This window comes from Paenibacillus sp. FSL F4-0087 (assembly GCF_038020215.1).
Lineage (GTDB): Bacteria > Bacillota > Bacilli > Paenibacillales > Paenibacillaceae > Paenibacillus > Paenibacillus taichungensis.
This window is the reverse complement of the sequence record NZ_JBBODJ010000001.1, coordinates 4,525,048-4,542,807: the sequence shown is the minus strand read 5'-3', so window position 1 is coordinate 4,542,807 and position 17,760 is coordinate 4,525,048. Positions and strand designations below refer to the sequence as shown.

At 46.7% G+C, this 17,760-nt stretch carries 15 protein-coding genes; 6 read left to right on the top strand and 9 right to left on the bottom strand.

Annotation, left to right across the window (positions count from 1 at the left end):
- Window positions 1–19 precede the first annotated feature (19 nt).
- Both MHB84_RS20870 and MHB84_RS20865 read left to right on the top strand, forming a co-directional pair.
- Window positions 20–1,255 (top strand): MFS transporter, encoded by a 1,236-nt coding sequence (locus tag MHB84_RS20870; protein ID WP_076287969.1) that lies wholly within the window; start codon window positions 20–22, stop codon window positions 1,253–1,255.
- A gap of 161 nt (window positions 1,256–1,416) precedes the next feature.
- Window positions 1,417–2,907, top strand: a complete 1,491-nt coding sequence (locus MHB84_RS20865; RefSeq protein WP_076287968.1) for a right-handed parallel beta-helix repeat-containing protein — start codon at window positions 1,417–1,419, stop codon at window positions 2,905–2,907.
- Window positions 2,908–3,024: 117 nt separating this feature from the next.
- On the opposite strand, the gene MHB84_RS20860 is transcribed toward MHB84_RS20865, so the two are convergent.
- From MHB84_RS20860 to MHB84_RS20850, 3 genes are all read right to left on the bottom strand, one after another.
- On the bottom strand, window positions 3,025–3,855 hold the full coding sequence (locus MHB84_RS20860; RefSeq protein ID WP_076287967.1) for a methyl-accepting chemotaxis protein: 831 nt from the start codon (window positions 3,853–3,855) through the stop codon (window positions 3,025–3,027).
- A gap of 67 nt (window positions 3,856–3,922) precedes the next feature.
- The gene (locus MHB84_RS20855; RefSeq protein ID WP_076287966.1) at window positions 3,923–4,921 is read right to left on the bottom strand and encodes a sensor domain-containing diguanylate cyclase; all 999 of its coding nucleotides are present in this window, start codon (window positions 4,919–4,921) and stop codon (window positions 3,923–3,925) included.
- A gap of 30 nt (window positions 4,922–4,951) precedes the next feature.
- Window positions 4,952–5,758, bottom strand: a complete 807-nt coding sequence (locus MHB84_RS20850) for an alpha/beta fold hydrolase (protein WP_076287965.1) — start codon at window positions 5,756–5,758, stop codon at window positions 4,952–4,954.
- Between the two features lie 395 nt (window positions 5,759–6,153).
- Between MHB84_RS20850 and MHB84_RS20845 the strand changes: the two genes are divergently transcribed.
- Together MHB84_RS20845 and MHB84_RS20840 are read left to right on the top strand one after the other, a co-directional pair.
- Window positions 6,154–6,804, top strand: coding sequence for a hypothetical protein (locus tag MHB84_RS20845; RefSeq protein WP_076287964.1), 651 nt, complete (start codon window positions 6,154–6,156; stop codon window positions 6,802–6,804).
- Between the two features lie 34 nt (window positions 6,805–6,838).
- The gene (locus tag MHB84_RS20840) at window positions 6,839–7,396 is read left to right on the top strand and encodes a DUF1697 domain-containing protein (protein ID WP_076287963.1); all 558 of its coding nucleotides are present in this window, start codon (window positions 6,839–6,841) and stop codon (window positions 7,394–7,396) included.
- A 205-nt stretch (window positions 7,397–7,601) separates the two neighbouring features.
- Here the strand turns inward: MHB84_RS20840 and MHB84_RS20835 are convergent, their stop codons facing one another.
- From MHB84_RS20835 to MHB84_RS20815, 5 genes are all read right to left on the bottom strand, one after another.
- Window positions 7,602–8,045 (bottom strand): Hsp20/alpha crystallin family protein, encoded by a 444-nt coding sequence (locus tag MHB84_RS20835; RefSeq protein ID WP_076287962.1) that lies wholly within the window; start codon window positions 8,043–8,045, stop codon window positions 7,602–7,604.
- Between the two features lie 189 nt (window positions 8,046–8,234).
- Window positions 8,235–9,446, bottom strand: a complete 1,212-nt coding sequence (locus MHB84_RS20830) for an MFS transporter (protein WP_076287961.1) — start codon at window positions 9,444–9,446, stop codon at window positions 8,235–8,237.
- 110 nt (window positions 9,447–9,556) lie between these two features.
- Complete coding sequence (locus MHB84_RS20825) at window positions 9,557–10,513, bottom strand: helix-turn-helix transcriptional regulator (protein WP_076287960.1); 957 nt, start codon at window positions 10,511–10,513, stop codon at window positions 9,557–9,559.
- 249 nt (window positions 10,514–10,762) lie between these two features.
- The gene (locus MHB84_RS20820; RefSeq protein WP_083678785.1) at window positions 10,763–12,397 is read right to left on the bottom strand and encodes a carboxylesterase family protein; all 1,635 of its coding nucleotides are present in this window, start codon (window positions 12,395–12,397) and stop codon (window positions 10,763–10,765) included.
- Between the two features lie 158 nt (window positions 12,398–12,555).
- Window positions 12,556–13,812 carry an amidohydrolase gene (locus tag MHB84_RS20815; RefSeq protein ID WP_076287959.1) on the bottom strand — a complete coding sequence of 419 codons (1,257 nt, stop codon included), beginning with the start codon at window positions 13,810–13,812 and terminating at the stop codon, window positions 12,556–12,558.
- A 398-nt stretch (window positions 13,813–14,210) separates the two neighbouring features.
- Between MHB84_RS20815 and MHB84_RS20810 the strand changes: the two genes are divergently transcribed.
- Together MHB84_RS20810 and MHB84_RS20805 are read left to right on the top strand one after the other, a co-directional pair.
- On the top strand, window positions 14,211–15,824 hold the full coding sequence (locus tag MHB84_RS20810) for an alkaline phosphatase (RefSeq protein WP_143764596.1): 1,614 nt from the start codon (window positions 14,211–14,213) through the stop codon (window positions 15,822–15,824).
- A 190-nt stretch (window positions 15,825–16,014) separates the two neighbouring features.
- Window positions 16,015–16,380, top strand: coding sequence for a VOC family protein (locus MHB84_RS20805; RefSeq protein ID WP_076287957.1), 366 nt, complete (start codon window positions 16,015–16,017; stop codon window positions 16,378–16,380).
- Window positions 16,381–16,509: 129 nt separating this feature from the next.
- Here MHB84_RS20805 and MHB84_RS20800 read toward each other — a convergent pair whose 3' ends face one another.
- Window positions 16,510–17,733 (bottom strand): GNAT family N-acetyltransferase, encoded by a 1,224-nt coding sequence (locus MHB84_RS20800; RefSeq protein ID WP_083678809.1) that lies wholly within the window; start codon window positions 17,731–17,733, stop codon window positions 16,510–16,512.
- Window positions 17,734–17,760 lie beyond the last annotated feature (27 nt).

The following is a 17,760-nucleotide window of genomic DNA, read 5'->3' as shown; positions in this document are numbered from 1 at the left end:
AAAGAGGAGATTGTTATCCATGTCTGAAATCAACGTACACGCCACACCTACCACCACACTCGCCACATCCGTATGGAGAAATCCAAGCTTCATCATTCTGTTTGCTGCCAGCGGCATCATTGCTCTTGGCAATCAAATCTATGAATTGGCTCTGCCTCTTATTTTATATGAACTCACAAAGTCTCCTGTAGCGATGTCCACCATGCGTGGCATTGAATTTCTGCCGAACCTGTTTCTCGCCATGTTTATCGGTGTACTGATGGACCGGGTGCATAAGAAATGGTGGTCTATTGGCTCCATCGTGTTACAGGTTATTCTTCTGCTCGCGCTGTTTCTGTCTTTTCAATATGGTCAACCCTCCATTTATGTACTCTACGGTTGCGGCTTTATTCTGATGACACTGAGTTATGTTTTTCGCAATGCATCAGCTGGCATGATCAAGCAATCGGTGCCCACGCCACTACTAACCTCAGCCAACGCGGCTTTGGGTTTCACCACAACGTTAATTACCATCATGGGTGCCGCCCTATCAGGAATGCTGTTGATGTTATCCAACTTGTATACGGGTCTGTTAATTACCGCCATTCTGCTTGCGATATCCTGTATGATTCTATTACCACTGCACTCCGCACCTGTGTCCAGAGGAACATCTCCTCAGGGCTTCTGGGTGGACTTTAAAGAAGGCTGGATCGAGCTGCGTCGCAACCATATGTTACTGGTTATCAGCATTACGGTCATTTTTCTTAATGCGACCTCAGGTATGGTGGATGCAACCGTCATCTTTTATGCCAAAGACACTTTGCAACTGCGTAATCTGGAGCTTGGACTTGTACTATCTGCTGCCGGAGTAGGCGGTTTAATCGGCAGTCTGGTGGTAAGCTCCCTGCGCCACAAATATTCTGCTGGTGTGCTGATTGTGATGACCACACTGCTTCAAGGTTTCGCCTTTCTGATCCTTGGTTTGTTCCACTCAACCTACGGACTTGCAGTGGGCCTGTTTCTATCTGGTATTTTCCAAACCATCAGCACGATCTGCATCTGGACATTCCGTCAGGAATCCACGCCGCATCACATGATAGGCCGGATCAGCGGGATTACCGGCTCTCTGTTCAAACTCGGCATGCCCTTGGCTATATGGGGAAGTGGCTGGATCTCCGAGCTGTCCAATCCTGCGTTGGTGTTCGGCATAGCCGCAGCAGCCAATGTCATCATTTTTATCTGCTGCCGCTACAGTGTGCTCTGGGACCGAAAATAACAAGCAACATATACAAACAGGTGGCGAGATCACACTCACCACCTGTTTCGTTTCTAAATACCTCTCCCCATTGTGGAATTCTATGAGCATCTTACGCCTTATCTCACCCTTTAAATCTGTTATAATCGAACTTCATAGCTATTTATTAAGGAGGATTCAACTTGTATCGTATAGCTGCAATTACACTCCTGGCCCTGATCCTGTTCGCAACCGGTTGTCAGAAGGATGAGGCTTCATCCGTCCCTTCTCCCGAGGCCGTGCAGGTATCGGATACCCAGAAGATGTATTACATATCACCACAAGGAAACGATTTGAACAAAGGAACCATTCAAGCTCCTTGGAAAACGTTGCAGCATGCTGCCGACCATGCTCCCCCGGGAAGCACCGTTTATTTGCGGGAAGGTGTCTATCACCAAAAAGTCAAAATCACTCGAAGCGGTAATTCATCAGGCAATCCAACCCTGTTTTCCAGCTATCCACAGGAGAAGGTCATCATTGATGGTGAAGGTCTGTCGGTACGCGGCATAGAGGGTCTGATTGAAGTCGAAAATGCCAGCTATATTACGATCCAAAATCTCGAAATCTGCAACTTTACAACCTCACTTCGGGGACAAGTGCCTACTGGAATATATGTTCACGGGTCAGGAGAGCACATTCAACTCCTGGGCAACACCATTCATTCCATTGCAAATGGGGCTAAACCTTCAGGACCCAATTTACAAGGCAGAGATGCCCATGGAATCGCGATATATGGTACGGAGCATCCCCAAGCATTGCGAGACATCATTATCAAGGATAATGAATTGTATGATCTCGTGCTAGGCTCAAGTGAGTCACTCGCAGTCAACGGGAATGTGGATACGTTTGCCATACTGGACAATACGATCCATGATACGGACAACATCGGCATTGATCTGATTGGGTATGAAGGAACTTCGGAGGACGACACCTACGATCTGGCGCGAAACGGGATCGTATGGGGCAATGAGATCTATAATATCTCTTCCAATCTTAATCCGTCCTATGGAACGACTCTCCCTAATGATAGCAATTCAGCAGGAGGAATCTACGTGGATGGAGGCAAAAATCATATCATCGACCACAATCGGGTATATCGCAACGATATCGGGATCGAGATTGCTTCGGAGCATGCCGGACGTTCGACCAGCAACATTACGTTGCAGGATAATCTGATTTTTCATAACAGGCTTACAGGCATCGCCATGGGCGGCTATGATGAGCAGCGCGGTTCCACCGAGGACAGTATGATTATGTACAATACGTTAGTGGATAACGACCTACTGGATGCAGGCAATGGGCAGTTATTCCTGCAAGCCCAAACGAAGAACAATACGTTCAAACGAAACATTCTCGTATCGGGCAGCTCTGACGTGCTCATTTACAATGAATACACCAGTAATTCGGGGAATGTGTTTGATTATAATGTGTACTACTCCCCTGCACCACAAGAAGAGGCCCTGTGGGTCTGGAAAAACACGGAGTATTCCGGCTTTACCTCCTACACGGAGGGATCAGGAAATGACGTACATTCATTGTATGTGAACCCCCAATTTGTAGATGAGGCGAACGAGGATTTCACTCTCCAAGCCAATTCACCTGCCAAGGAAAATGGATTTATGAGCCATGAATAGATTGATATGATTCCAATTGGTGAAACTCTAAGCAAGACGAAAAAACGCTCAGCCATGATGGTGGTTGAGCGTTTTTCGTCTTTAGAATTTGAAGTACAGACTTAACGAAGCAAATTATTATTCAGCGTCGTCGGTTATTTTTTCGACCAGTTTCCGCAAGCCGTGATTGGTTTCGTTCAATTGATCAATTACATTCATAAACTCTGTGACCAGTTTGGCCTGTTCTTGTGAAGAAACTGAAATCTGGGCAATCTCCTGCTCCATATTCAGTACGGACTTTTTCACAGCGTCAAGAGACTGCTCAATCCGTCCCGTGGCTTCTTTGGTACCTGTGGACATTTTACGGATTTCCGTGGCTACTACTCCAAAGCCTGCGCCGGCTTCACCCACCCGCGCCGCTTCAATTGCAGCATTTAAACCTAGCAGATTGGTCTGTTCTGAAATTTCTTTTATGTAACTAACCACTTCGTTCACATTACTGGAATCTTCAACCGCACGTTTCGTATTGCTCAAAATTTCTTCCGAGGTTGCACTCAACTCTTCCGAATGAGCAGCTACATGCTGGATACCCTCAATCAGTCTGCTTGTAACTTCTCCTGCCTGATTCATCAGTTTTTTCAATTGATCCTGGGTATCCATACTATATGTAATGCAAAGGACTGCTTCTATCTCGTTCTGTTCATTCTTAATCGGAAGGAAATAAGAATCCGTGGCGATACCAAAAACCTCAGCCGGATAATGCTCCCTTGTCTTGGATTCATTCTTTAACATTTTAAAGTCTCTGTGTATATCTGCAATTGGGTCTCCTGCCATGAAATCATATTTCAAAGCGTTGCCGGATTCGAAAAACAGGAACTTTTCCCGGTCCATGACCGATATGGAGACATCCTGACGTGTAGCTTCGCGAATAAATGGTATTGCAGCCAAAACAGCCTTAACCTGATTCATAATAATATATTCACTTCCTCTAATAGAGATAGTAGTGCTGAATATTATATCGACAGTTATTAATCAATTATGAAGGTTTACTACCATTACTCGCTGCTTCGGCTGCATGGGTCACCCGATTTCGCCCACCTGTTTTGGAGGCATAAAGCGCCTGGTCCGCTTTTTGAAACAAAGACTGTTCTGTATCTTCCTGCGAAACCGTAGCCGCGCCAATACTCACTGTAATGTTATACTCGCCCCAATCGGCAGAGGCGACCTGTGAACGGTATCTCTCTGCTATAGTCACAGCTTGCTGTCGATCACAATCCGCAAGAATAATGACAAATTCTTCTCCGCCATAACGCGCCACCACGTCCGTGCTCCGTGACACCGATTGCAACAAGCCTGCCAGGTTACCCAGAACCAGATCTCCAATCGGATGTCCATACGTATCGTTGATATGCTTAAAATGGTCAATATCAACGACCAGAAGGGAGAAAACACACTGAGTTTCCTGGAAGCGAGCCAAACTTCCCAGCATTTTATCCTGAAAAAATCTGCGGTTCTTGAGTCCCGTAAGCAGATCCGTCGAGGCCATCGTCTCCAGCTGATCATTTACTTTAATCAATGCCTGCTGCTTCACTTTATATTCTTCGTGCAATCGTTCAAGCTCCTGGTTCGCCTCATTTGTGGCTTGATATAGTTCCTGAAGCTTTGTTTTGGTGTTCATTATATCCTTCTCATGTTCAATTCGCTTGCGCATGACAACTACAACACAGTCGATTACGCTCTCTCCATTGCGTGTCCGGCGAACCCCGTTCAGAAGAACCGGAACATCCTGTTGGTCGCTGGTCCGAAACGAGAAGTACATCTCATCCACATGTCCATATAACTGAATGTAGGGATAGAAATACGTATGAAAAAAAAGCTTGTTGGTCACCGACATGGTTGACTCGATATGCCGTCCCAGCAGTTCGTTGCGTTCATATCCCAGCAGAGTCAGCAGGGTTTGATTGATGGATTGAATAATTCCTGAATCAGCGATTGAGAAATAGCCACATGGAGCCATATCTAATTGAATATCCATTGAAATAATTGCCTTTCCTCTCATTTTACTTTACACGCTCTGCAAATACTCTTTAATGAAGCGGCTTGTCTCTTCAGGCTGACTTAAATGTGGATAATGCCCCTTCGCCGTCATCTGTTGAAGTCTACTGTTCTTCAGATGCGCATGCAAGTAATCCCCCACTTCAACGGGAGCGATGCTGTCATCCGAGCATTGAAGAATGAGCGTAGGTACCGAGGCCCGCTCCAATTCATTCCGACAATCCGAGAAAAACGTCACCTCCGCAAATTGTCTAGCAATATGCGGATCTCTCGAACAGAAGCTTTTTTCCAACTCGTCCGTCAGCTCTTTCCGTTCCGGATTCTGCATAACAATCGGAGCGAGATAGCTGGCCCAACCAATAAAGTTCATCTGCATCATTTCCAGCAGCTCATCAATGTCACGCCGATCAAATCCGCCATAATAACCCGGAAGATCGTTTACATAACGCGGGGAAGGCCCCAGCATGACGATTTGCTTGAAATATTTAGGTTCATGAATGGAAGCAAGCATGCCAATCATGCTGCTGACCGAGTGTCCAACAAAAATGACATCACTCAAGTCGAGCGCTTCCATAATCTCCAGCACATCCTGGGCATATCCTTGTAGATCACTGTATTTGTTTGGATCATAATAGTTAATTTGAGATTCACCTGAGCCTACATAATCGAATAAAACAACTCGGTAGTTCTCCGTAAAACTCGGAACAATATAGCGCCACATATCCTGATCACACCCAAACCCATGTGCAAAGATAATCGTTTGGCTGCCTTTTCCCAGCACTTTCACATTGTTACGTACGAGGACGTCAATCGTCATCCAAATCACCTCTCTGAGGTAGTATCCTTTTGCTATGACCTATCTGGTTATTATATCGGAAATTGTTGGGTTATGGATAAGAAATATTAATTTTCATTACTTTGGATACATAAAGAACAATCCTCTTTGTATGCCAAAAGGCCCTCTCATCACGAAAGGGCTCTTTGTACTTATTTTTTATTCTTGGCTATTTTACAGTGAGAATCACACGTTGATAATGCTTCAACTGATGCTCCCCATCATCAATTAAAATGTTTAGTTGAATTTGTATAACCAGGGTGTAAGCTTTTCCCATTTTGATATATGATAATGCTTATGATTATGCTTATGCTTATGACTATGAGTGAATGTAACTGCTTAAAAATAATCCTAACACCAGGAGGGATCAGACACCGATGGAACAGCTGAATGCCGCCCTAATCCGTTTTGTGGAGCAGCAAGATTTATATAATGAAGCATATGGACTTTTCAAAAATCATGATCTGCGTCCTCGTGAACAACACCGCCAGCCGGAAGTGGACGAACGAATCCCGCTCTCTCCAGAGCTGCAATATCTTTACAGCCACTACGAGATGATGGATGAACAGGCCAACGGCACACTCAAAATGAAAAATGCAGCTGTCGAGATCGGTGATGCAGCTCTAATCTTCTTTGTTGCACCTGAACATCTCTATCGTCAACAACTGGGGCACCGCTGGATCGGAATGAACGAACCTTATGAGGAGTCAGACTCTTGGCAAAAAAATCATGTTGTCATCGCAAATTTTAACGATGATCCAATAATCGTTGATACAGCTGCACCGGACTCACCGGTATATGCTGCTTTTGCAGGTGAAGAACCTCAGCTTATTGCCGATTCATTAACAGACTTTTTCAATGCACTGGCCATCCTGATTGAAGCTGCACGGACCCATACCGGTGAATTGAAGGACGAGGAAACTTATGAAACCATACCCGAATATTTGGAGCATGTCGAACCTATATTGAATGATTTACTGGGAGAAGAGCATACTGCACATTTATTCGAGTATTTGTCATTTCGTTAAAAGTAAAGGATCACAAGATACGGAGGGTTGAATCATGATTTATGTTGCTTTGCTGCGGGGCATTAATGTGGGCGGGAATAACAAAATCAATATGAAGCAGTTAAAAGAAACGTTTGAGCAAGCCGGCTTGCTGGATGTGGTGACATATATCAACTCAGGAAATATTATCTTTGCCGATCATCAGGAACGCGTGGATGCGAATACAGAATTATCCCAGATTCTTGAACAAGCCATAGCTGTCGATTTTGGCTTACAGATCAAAGTGATGGTACGTAATTTGGATGAAGTCCGAACTGTTATTCAGGCACTACCGGAGGACTGGAAAAATGATGCCACGGTCAAAAGTGATGTCATGTTCCTCTGGGATGAAGTGGATAATGCATCCGTTCTGGACAAACTGCCCATCAAACCGGAGATCGGCACATTGCTATATGTTCCCGGAGCCATTTTATATTCCGTCAGTAAAGAACTTGTTACCAAAAGTGGTATGAACAAGCTCATAGGCTCCAAGGTCTACAAATATATGACGGTTCGGAACGTGAACACGACCCGCCAGATTTACAAGCTGATGCAGGTTGCGGCTGAGAAGTAACGTGAATCAGCCGGGATCATGCCACGCGGCTTGTGATGAAACCGTGGTCTCCCAATGACCAAGAAATAGACTGTAAATGTTCAATCAGACTGGTTAAATAAAGATGTGAAAATTCCCCAGGAGAGGGCCCGGGGAATATCATCAAGAACGCTTCCTGCTTGCTGCCTGCCATGAAGGATGGATAACGCTCCTGTATTTATATGTGTCAGTCAATCTGAATGCTTTTTCGGCTGTGATCTTCACCCGGCAGTTTCGGAATGTCGAGCTTCAGCAATCCATTTTCCAATCTGGCTTTGATGTTTTCCTCATCAATATGCTCCACATAGAAACGTCGGATAAATTCACCTGAGCGTCGCTCCTGCCGAATGATTCGATTCATATCATCCTTCTGCTCAGTCATTTCATTCCGTTTGGCACGGATGATCAGTTCATTACCTTCAACCTGAATGTCTATATCCTCTTTGGCGATGCCGGGAAGCTCGGCTTCTACCACGTATTTGTTTTCTTCTTCGCGAATATCGGTCCGAAATGACTGTACACCGGTTCCGAATGGAGAGAGGAATGGAGACTCAACCATGTCATTGAAGGATTTCAGCATGTGTCCGAACAAGTCTTCATTTCGTTTGCGAAACGGAATCAGATCAAACATCAAAATCAGCTCCTTATGTGTGGTTGGTTTAGTTGTTGCTTACACGTCTAATTATAAAATCGATCCCTAAATTGCTCAAAATCCGTTAAAGCTCAAAAAGAACGATTTTTCCAAGCCACGACTCATTCCCTTAAAATAGATTCTGCTTTCTTTAATTTTGACCTTTTTTGACCTTCTGGCTTTATCTGACTATGATGCAGAACGTGTAGTCTCCTTTGCCTGCACTGGACCAGATTGATCCTTTTTAATGCCCAGCATCATAATACCCATGATGACAACCAACAGTGCTACCAGCATGAATGGAATATGTTTATCCACCTGATACAACGTTGTTGTGAGTAAAGGGGTAATTACGGCAGATATGCCCTGAATCGCTGCAACCAATCCGGCTGCGCCGCCCTGCTGTTCTTTGCTAACCGAAAGAGAAGCTCCCGCCATGAAACCAGGCATCATCAGACCCGAGCCCATGCCGAATAGGAAGAATGAGAGATAATAGACAACCAATTGACTGGAGATCAGAAACAAAACCATACTTGCGAGCAGAAAAAGGGACCCGAGTAAAATCATCGGCCGCGGCTGCCATTTCAACCACTTCATCTGGATTACCTGCATGATCAGCATCGCAGCCCCGGAGAACATCAGTCCGAACGAAACCATTCGGGCTGTAGCCCCTGGAGATAATGCCAGTTGATCCTGAAAATAAAATCCACCGACAACCTGTACCGTCATAATGCCAATCATCGTAACCAAACCCGCAGCAAGATACATACGCAAACCGCGTTGGAGCGGGTTAACCTTGGGCGCTTTCTCCTGAATGACCGGCTTGGCAGCAGGAATGAGCAACAACGCAATGATAAACGCCGCTACCGCAATAAAAATACCAAAATAAAGCGGCCACAGGAGACCGATAATGGTAAAAGCGCCTGCAATCGCAGGGCCAAATACAAGCCCCAGCCCATTGGCGGCACTAATAATCGCCATCCCGCTTCCCCGCTCTTCTCCTTCCGTCACATCTCCCATATATGCCTGAGAAGAGGATAACACTGCCGGAATGAACATACCGATCAAGCTCCGTGTTACAATTAGAAGGGTTAACAGAAATCCCCCTCCGATCCACGCATTTAATCCACTATACATCGCCAATGCAAACAACGCACAGCTTATGGACATACCTATGAATCCAATCAATATGATGGGTTTTCTGCCTTTCAGATCACTGAATCTGCCCCATACCGGACCCATCACAGCCATGGCAATGGACCCGAGTGAAATAATGAGTCCGGAATGACTTTCTTTCATCCCCAGTTCCCTAATAAGCGGCGGCATAATGGGAGCAATAAGCATAAGACCCAACATCGCTGCAAATACGCTAAAAAAGATACTTCCTCTAATTCTGTTCACGCTCATACACTCCTTTATTTTTCAGTACAGTATCCACTGTACCTGGAGTATATAAGGCTGAGAGAATCTCGACTGCCTCCATACGGAACAATTAACGGTTAGACGGATTATTAATATATTTTTTTCATTTCCGATGGCTTCACGCCGAATTTACGATAGAATTGCTGAGAAAAGGCACTGATATTGCTGTAACCAACTGCTATCGCTGCCTCAGTGACGTTGTTTTCTTGACTACGCAGCAATTTCATAGCGTTGTCGAGACGAATCTGGCGTAAATATTCAAATACGGTAGTGCCAAACAGCGCTTTGAAGCCTTTTTTCAATTTGAAATCGTTCAGACCCACCTGTTTGGACAACGCCAGCAGGGATGGAGGGTCTACCATGCATGCCTCCATAATCTCCCGGGCGGTATGCAACTTCCGTATATCCTCTCTGGAGAATCCTGAAGGGATAGGCGCCAGATCAAACAGCTGAATCATAAACCGATTCAATATCTCCAATGCGGTCGCTTCCATCATTAAGAAAGATCTATAGGGATTGTTCAATTCCACAATCAGACTGTCAATCATCGTTCGAATTCTGTGATCCAGCTGAAATATAATCGGTTTGAACACACAATGTCCTAAAATGTCCTGAAACCGAATGGACTGGCTCGTTGCCAATTGTGCGCCCGCATAATTGAACAACGAGATCGGAATTCCGATGGCAAAAGAAGTATAGTTCTCCTGCGCAGGCGGATGGAACCAGGCTTCAAAATCACGCATCATAATGAGTGCTCCCTGCCCAGTGGCCAGCGTATATTCCTGACCAGATATATCTACGTAACGTGCACCTGACAAGGCAAATTGCAGCTCAATGATAGGAATATTCGACGCAAAGAACGTAGAGCATGGTTCACTATATTTAATCTGAGAATACACAATTTCGATACCACTATACGTGGTTACTCTTTTTATATTTCCACTGCCCGCTTTAGCAGAGAGCAGGTACGTATTTTCATCTTGCTGACTGAATGGTTCCTGCGTTAAGTAATGCTGGTATACGACAGCTAACGAATCGAAACCCATGTGTTCTCACCTCGTCTATAACTTGATCATGACTCTCAGATAGAGATTTGTTTAATTGAGAATAATTCTCAATAATTCTACCTCAATTTCTGCTTTTAGACCAGCCCCATGACGAGATCACTATTCTACATACGAAAAAAATCCAGAAACCACCTATAGATATGGTATTTTCACATTGAAGAATGAGGAGATACGCCTGCAACTAAAAAAGAACACGAGAGAGCATTCTCTCGTGTCCTTTCACATGACTTATTCCCAGAAAAAACGTCCGGCAAATACCTTCTCCGTCAGCAACTTGTATGTCTCGTCTGGCAATTCTTTTTTCATTTTCGCCATTACGACATCCTTGCCTCCATTATATTGCGTAGACATGCCGATCTCAGCTGTGGTACTGCTTGCGTCCAAGCGCATAATTGGTGCTTCGGCGTCTTTTGACCAAGGTGTCCATTCTGCCAACTCCGAGGATCCACCACGACCCGGGTTACCTGTGTAAAGGAACTGCTTCAAATATGCTGCCATCGCTGCAGACAATGCCTCACGGCCAGGTTTGTTCTGTTCACTAAAATAACCTTCAGGGAAAAGGGCAACGACGCCGTCTGCGTGTCCTGTGTAAAAGTCCATATCCGCGCCATGCGGTGCGCCCAGCATTGTTTGCAGTCTTTCGGAAATGACCCCAGCCTGTGTTCCCCATGCAAAACGATAGGCGTATACAGGTGGCTGTCCCGCTTTACTCTTCAAGCGTTCAGCTACCCGCTCTGTATTAAAACCTGCATAAACCTCACTACCATATTTCAGAGCTGCGGCATACTGTTCGGCCTTGGTTTCATCTGTAAACAGAGTTTCATCATGAAATGAGGGTACAAAGTATGGATCACCGAAAGCAAAGCTGGAAAACTCGGTTTCCAAACTGCCCAGCAGAACAGGAACTTGTGCATAATTACCGCTGTTGATGGCATCGAAACCTTCTCTTGGAATGACCGTTCCATCACGGAATAGATGTGGGAATGGCTGCATACGGATCGCCGTTGAACCATATACAGTGACCAACTTGTCCGCAGGCAACTCACGCAAATAACTCGCCAGTTGTGTCTGAGACTGCATGCCGATCCATGTTCTCGCATGTTCAATAGAGGTCATTGTACCCTCTTGCACGAGCAATTTCACAAGTGCATGCTCGGATTTTTGCTCTCCTTCCTCCGGTGCAGCCGTGGTCAGGCCACCACTGAACGCAGCTGCTTTCTGAAATAACCCTTTGCTTAGCGAAGAGATTAATGCTGCCAGAACATTACGTGCTCCTGCCGACTGCCCGGCCAACGTAACATTGCCTGTATCTCCGCCAAATCCCTCGATATTATCCTGTACCCACTGCAGTGCACGGAATGCATCAAGCAAGCCATAGTTGCCCGAATCATCAAGAGGATTTCCGGTTTTCAATGCAGCATTTTGAAAGAACCCAAGAGCTCCCAAACGATAGTTCACCGATATGATAATACTGTTCGTGTTACGCGCTAGCTGTTCACCCTGAAAATCCTTGCCTGATCCGGTCATATTCCCGCCGCCGTGCAGAAACACCATTACCGGAAGCTTGGAACTGGTTGTATTCGGACGCCAAATATTGAGATACAGTGAGTCTTCACTTCCGGCTATCGTTTCGCCGGATAACTGCAAGCTGCACGCAGCAAATTCCTTGGCTGTTCGAGTCCCGGTCCATGCATCCGGTTCACACGGCGCTTTCCAGCGTAATGCACCTACCGGAGGTGCTGCATAAGGAACGCCTAGCCAGCCGAGCGTACCGTATTGTTCATAGATTTTTCCGTCAATGGCTCCATATTTCGTCTGCTGCAATGTTTGAGGTTTGAACCCCTGATCTTGTATATGTTTCATCCAACTCTGCTCCAAGGTTCCAACGCCATTTTTGAGCTGTGCCTGTGAAACTTATGCAGTCTCCTCAGTACGTTCGCTCATACTCCTGCCTTGAAGCGCGTTCACCTCCTTAACTGATATGTAAGTGAAAGCCTCTCCTTGGTTGTAGTTATATCTTTCTAGCGCGTCCGAGCCAATCTCTCCAGCAGTTCTACCGCAGGAGCCAACACTGCTTCATCAATATCGAATTCCGGATGGTGATGCGGAGCAGGCAGCTCGCTGCCAATAATCATATACGTTGCTTTCCCACCTTGTTCCTGTACGCGCCGAATCATGTAGCTGGCATCCTCACTTCCGAGTGAAGCACCATTCGAAATTGCCTCCGCATGGGTAAATCCTGCGATGCCTTCAGTTTGCTGCACAGCAAGCTCTGCAAGCTCCATATCACAGCGAATAGGGACTGCACCGCCGATGACTTCAACCGTGGAGCTTAACTCATGCATCGCCGCGCTGTGCTCGATGATCTGACGCACCCGTCGCTCCAGCTCACGATTCGTTTCTTCACTCGTTGAACGGGTTTCAATCACCATCCGTGCGTGCTCGGGAATAATATTGGCTCCTGTTCCGCCTTCAAGAATACCCACATTAATGCGTGTATCTGCCGTGCTAAACCGAGGCAACGCATGAATATTAAGGAGTGCCGTAGATGCTCCCAGCAAAGCATTCCGTCCTTCCTCCGGGGTGGCCCCCGCATGAGAAGCCACACCTGTAAAATGGGCTTCCAGCTTGGTCGTTGCCAGAAATCCGGCAGACGCCCCTCTGACATGACCGGATGGCACACCTGTACCCAGATGTAGGCAGAAAAGACGGTCTACCTGTTCCAGCATACCTTTTTCGACCATGGCATACGCACCACGCACACCTTCTTCAGCAGGCTGGAACAGCAGACGGATCTTCCCGGCGAAATTTCGGTTACTCAAACGTTCTGCAAGTGCAAGCCCAATGGCTGTATGTCCATCGTGTGCGCAAGCGTGCATAATGCCTTCATGACTGGAGCGGAATTGCCCCGCTTGTGGTATATGTTTATCTGACTTGCTCTCACGGATCGGAAGTGCATCCAAATCGAAGCGGAACGCCGTTGTTGGTCCTTCCTGTTCTCCTTGTAACTCAGCGACAACTGCCGTAAATCCCCCTCGCATCTGCTGCACAATCGCTGGATCTGCCCCTTCATCGATGGCACGCTGATATGCATCTTCCAACACTTCAGGCTTTGGCAGACCTCGCCGCGATGTGTCATCAATGGCATCTTTTCCATAAGTCACACGGTAACCCAGTTCCGTTAACATCTGCACGACTTTTGCAGCCGTACGAAATTCGGTGAATCCCAGCTCGGGATATTTGTGAAGGTCTCGTCGAAGCGCAATAATATCAATCATGGTCACTCACCTCTCTCATCAAACTCTCTATTTCATCATGCATACACCTTTACACTACGAATTCTATACCTTAGCTCGCTAATCCTGTTTCGCGATTCTTCTAATCAAGTACTTCACACCCCTACTGAGAGAAAGCTTCTTGCTGCATATCTGCTGCCCCTCTGTCCTTCAACAAAAAAGCGCCGGCTGATTGAAACACCTTGTCCCTTCCATAATGAGATGACGAATATCCAAAACCTATCCAGCCGCGCTTCTCTAATCGTAAAATTTACATTTAGTTAATCGAGTACATACGCGCATTTATCATTGATTGTATACACTGGTTTTGGATACCAAACTATACATATCATTAGGAGGATGTGTTCATGTTAAATCGATTCAATACCCGTGCTGCCAAAATGATGCTCGCGGTTACGACCATTGTTACAGCTACGCTGGGAGGCAGTAGTGCAGCATGGGCTGTGGAAAACACCACCTCATCTGCTTCACCGATCAAAAATGTAATCATCCTGATCCCGGACGGTATGGCGAACGACGCAACAGCTTTGGCTCGCTGGTACAAAGGTTCCTCTCTTACACTGGACTCCATGGCTAGTGGCATGGTTCGTACACACTCTGCGGATGCGCCGATTGCGGACTCGGCCCCTGCGGGAACAGCCTTTGCTACAGGTCACAAATCACATACAGGGTATGTCGGAGTACTGCCTGATAAAGCAACGATGCCTGGACAAAAAGCCATCGCACCGGGAGATGCGAAAAAACCGGTTGCTTCTATCCTGGAAGCATCCAGACTGGCAGGCAAAGCAACTGGCATTATTGCGACATCTGAAATTATGCACGCCACACCAGCTGACTTCTCCGCCCACTATCCGGATCGCAAAAACTATGATGCATTGAGCAAACAGCAGGTCTATAACGGTATGGACGTTGTTCTCGGTGGAGGAAGCAGTTATTTGGAGCCTGCGGGACGCAAAGATGGCGAAAATCTGGTCTCATCCATCAAAGCACTGGGCTACGATTATGTGACTACTCCGGCAGCGATGGAAGCTTCCACTTCAGGCAAGCTGTGGGGGATGTTTGCCCCGGCAGGCATGGCTTATAATATGGATCGTGATCCAGCTAAACAGCCAAGTCTCGCCGAGATGACAACTAAAGCGATCGAAGTTCTTTCCAAAGATGAAGATGGCTTCTTCCTGATGGTTGAAGGCAGCAAGGTCGACTGGGCAGCACATGCCAACGATCCAATCGGCATTATCAGTGATGTACTGGCATTCGATGATGCCGTCAAAGTAGCCATGGATTTTGCCAAAAAAGATCAAGAAACTGTCGTTGTCGCTGTCACGGATCACCAGAACGGTGGATTGACCATCGGTAATGCTTCAACGACAGGCACCTATGATAAAGAGCCGTTGTCCACATTTATCGGACCTCTGAAAAAGGCCAAGCTAACAGGCGAAGGTTTGGAATCCAAGCTGGATGCCAAACGCACTAATATCAAAGCTGTGATGAAGCAATACTATGGCATTACCGACCTGACTTCCGAGGAAATCGCTGCAATTAAAGCGGCCAGTCCCGGCAGCCTCAATTATACGGTTGGACCGATGATCAGCAAACGTTCCGGCATCGGCTGGACCACTGGTGGTCATATGGGCGGAGATGTTGTGCTGTATACGTACGCTCCGAATAATGATCGACCTTTCGGTGTTATCGACAACACGGATGTAGCCAAATACATGGCACGTGTGCTGGACCTTGACCTCGATAGCGTTAGCAAACAATTGTTTGTGCCCGCCAAACAGGCTTTTACTGCCAAAGGTGCAACGTACAAGCTGGACCTGACGGAAGCCAAAAATCCGAAGATCCTCGTAACAAAAGGTAGCACCAAGCTTGAACTGCAAATCTACAAAAATATCGCGCTCGTTAATGGCAAAAAGACAACCCTGGATGGCGTAATTGTCTACAATGGCGTAGAAGCCTTTGTGTCACAGGATGCGATTGATCTGATTCAATAAAATAGCGCCCCCTCATTGAACGGCACTCTTAGCTAAACTGCCCAAGAATATTCTTGGGCGGTTTTTCGAATTCACTTTTAAATCCAACTTCTATATGCAAAGGTAACGTAGTATAGTAGGCCCACGCACAAGCTTATCGTATAATAAGCATAACGTTGATAAATATGACGTAAAAAAGGAGAGACTCATGATGTTGATCAGATTAAACTGGATCACACTGCGGGTACGCGACTTGGAAGCATCGCTCCGTTTCTACCACGACATGCTTGGGCTGCCGATTCAGCGCAGATTCGAAAGCCGGGGACGGCAGATCGCCATGCTGGGACTGGAAAATGAAACGAAGTTGGAACTGATTGAGGGCAGCGAAACCACACTCAAGCCAGAGGCCGGTGTTTCGATCGGTTATGAGGTAAGGTCGCTGGACGAAGCCATGGAGCAGCTCGCCGCATTAAGTATCCCGATTGTACGAGGCCCCGTCCAGCCCAATCCGCATCTGCGATTTATTTACATTGCCGATCCAGATGGCTTCGAAGTGCAGTTGGCTGAACATGCATAATTAAGGCGCAATATTGTTTGAGGCGAATCCAAATAAGTGTACGTTTCACGATGACCGGCCTGTTTTGTGTGGAGCCAAACCTGCACGAGCACCCCACATAGGATGGCGTCAGCGCGCTGTTGTGCAAGTTTACAGCTTCATCCGGCGCATTAGCGGTACACCCACGCGATTCAAAAGCCGTTCAAGCAGCAGCCAGCACCAGCGTCTGCTCATTGGCAGATGGCGCTCATACACGGCAGAATACTCGAAATCCGATACAGCGCCACGGTTGCGCTTGAACTGCGCAGCACCTGCACTCTCATGCAACAGATGACCGCTCTCACGGGCCTGTCCAATCAGGCAAGCTGACAACATGCGGTACAGCCCGATGGACTGGGGTAGCGCCGTATCGTAACCGAACAACGGCGTTGTCATCACCCCATTTCGACAGAAGTATCCCATAACCGCATCTATACGCCCTTCCTTTCGCAGACCACACAACGTCAGTGCTCCAGAAGCTTTTGATGTGGCAATGAAATGTTCACTGAATTGCGGATTATCATAAGAGTATTTTTCGAGGTATAGCAGCCTATACAGCTCCGCGATTCGTGGAATATCTTCCTCCGTCAGATTCGCTCCGGAAACGAATTCATATTCGTGCTTTGTCAACAATTTGTAATCCCGCTTCAGCAGCCAGCGCGACTTCGCATTGCCGAAATTTGCATCATTCGCCCGGTACAGATAGATTTGCCGGCTCGGAATTAGTTGACAGCCTGCTTCCGTCAGCTCTCCCGTCAGATCTGAGTGAAGCCCTGGACACAAGGAGCGAAATACGACGGCATGCTCAGGATAACGTTCCCTTACTGCTGCGAGCAGACAAACCGCCTGCTCTCCTGACATGGCAGGATACAGGTTTGTTGATAACAGCCAGTTGTTGATATGTACAACTTTGTTTATTTGTGATTGCCGCATTCCCCACCCTACCACACTGAGCAGCGCGAAAAGCCCTTTTTCCAGCAACGGTTTCTGAAGCAGCATCAACTCCTGCTTGGCATACCGTACATAATGTGTATAAGGCGAACAAACGTAAGAATTTTCATACTCTGCATCATTTACTGTCAACGGAAGCACTAGATCGTCAATTCGAGCAATGAGTAAGGTTGTGTTTGCATTTATCATGAAGTCCTGTGTCCCTTGTAACATCATGGGTTCCAAATACGCTCTTGCATCTCTACCATCCTCGGTGTTAGGCCAGTCCATATCTTCGAGCGAATTCCGATCATAGAAACGAACGAGACTATCGCGTCTTTCATTCCTCGCTGGATCTGTACGATCGCGGCTATCCGTCCTTTTTTCCATTACTGCATTCTTCACGTTCTGCTCCCCCAATTGCCCAAACTT

What these genes read in the sequence shown, in the direction of transcription:
- MHB84_RS20870 (WP_076287969.1), top strand. Translation starts at nt 20, where the DNA reads ATGTCTGAAATCAACGTACACGCCACACCTACCACCACACTCGCCACA.
- MHB84_RS20860 (WP_076287967.1), bottom strand. Translation starts at nt 3,855, where the DNA reads ATGAATCAGGTTAAGGCTGTTTTGGCTGCAATACCATTTATTCGCGAA.
- MHB84_RS20855 (WP_076287966.1), bottom strand. Translation starts at nt 4,921, where the DNA reads ATGGATATTCAATTAGATATGGCTCCATGTGGCTATTTCTCAATCGCT.
- MHB84_RS20850 (WP_076287965.1), bottom strand. Translation starts at nt 5,758, where the DNA reads ATGACGATTGACGTCCTCGTACGTAACAATGTGAAAGTGCTGGGAAAA.
- MHB84_RS20845 (WP_076287964.1), top strand. Translation starts at nt 6,154, where the DNA reads ATGGAACAGCTGAATGCCGCCCTAATCCGTTTTGTGGAGCAGCAAGAT.
- MHB84_RS20840 (WP_076287963.1), top strand. Translation starts at nt 6,839, where the DNA reads ATGATTTATGTTGCTTTGCTGCGGGGCATTAATGTGGGCGGGAATAAC.
- MHB84_RS20835 (WP_076287962.1), bottom strand. Translation starts at nt 8,045, where the DNA reads ATGTTTGATCTGATTCCGTTTCGCAAACGAAATGAAGACTTGTTCGGA.
- MHB84_RS20825 (WP_076287960.1), bottom strand. Translation starts at nt 10,513, where the DNA reads ATGGGTTTCGATTCGTTAGCTGTCGTATACCAGCATTACTTAACGCAG.
- MHB84_RS20820 (WP_083678785.1), bottom strand. Translation starts at nt 12,397, where the DNA reads ATGAAACATATACAAGATCAGGGGTTCAAACCTCAAACATTGCAGCAG.
- MHB84_RS20815 (WP_076287959.1), bottom strand. Translation starts at nt 13,812, where the DNA reads ATGATTGATATTATTGCGCTTCGACGAGACCTTCACAAATATCCCGAG.
- MHB84_RS20810 (WP_143764596.1), top strand. Translation starts at nt 14,211, where the DNA reads ATGATGCTCGCGGTTACGACCATTGTTACAGCTACGCTGGGAGGCAGT.
- MHB84_RS20805 (WP_076287957.1), top strand. Translation starts at nt 16,015, where the DNA reads ATGTTGATCAGATTAAACTGGATCACACTGCGGGTACGCGACTTGGAA.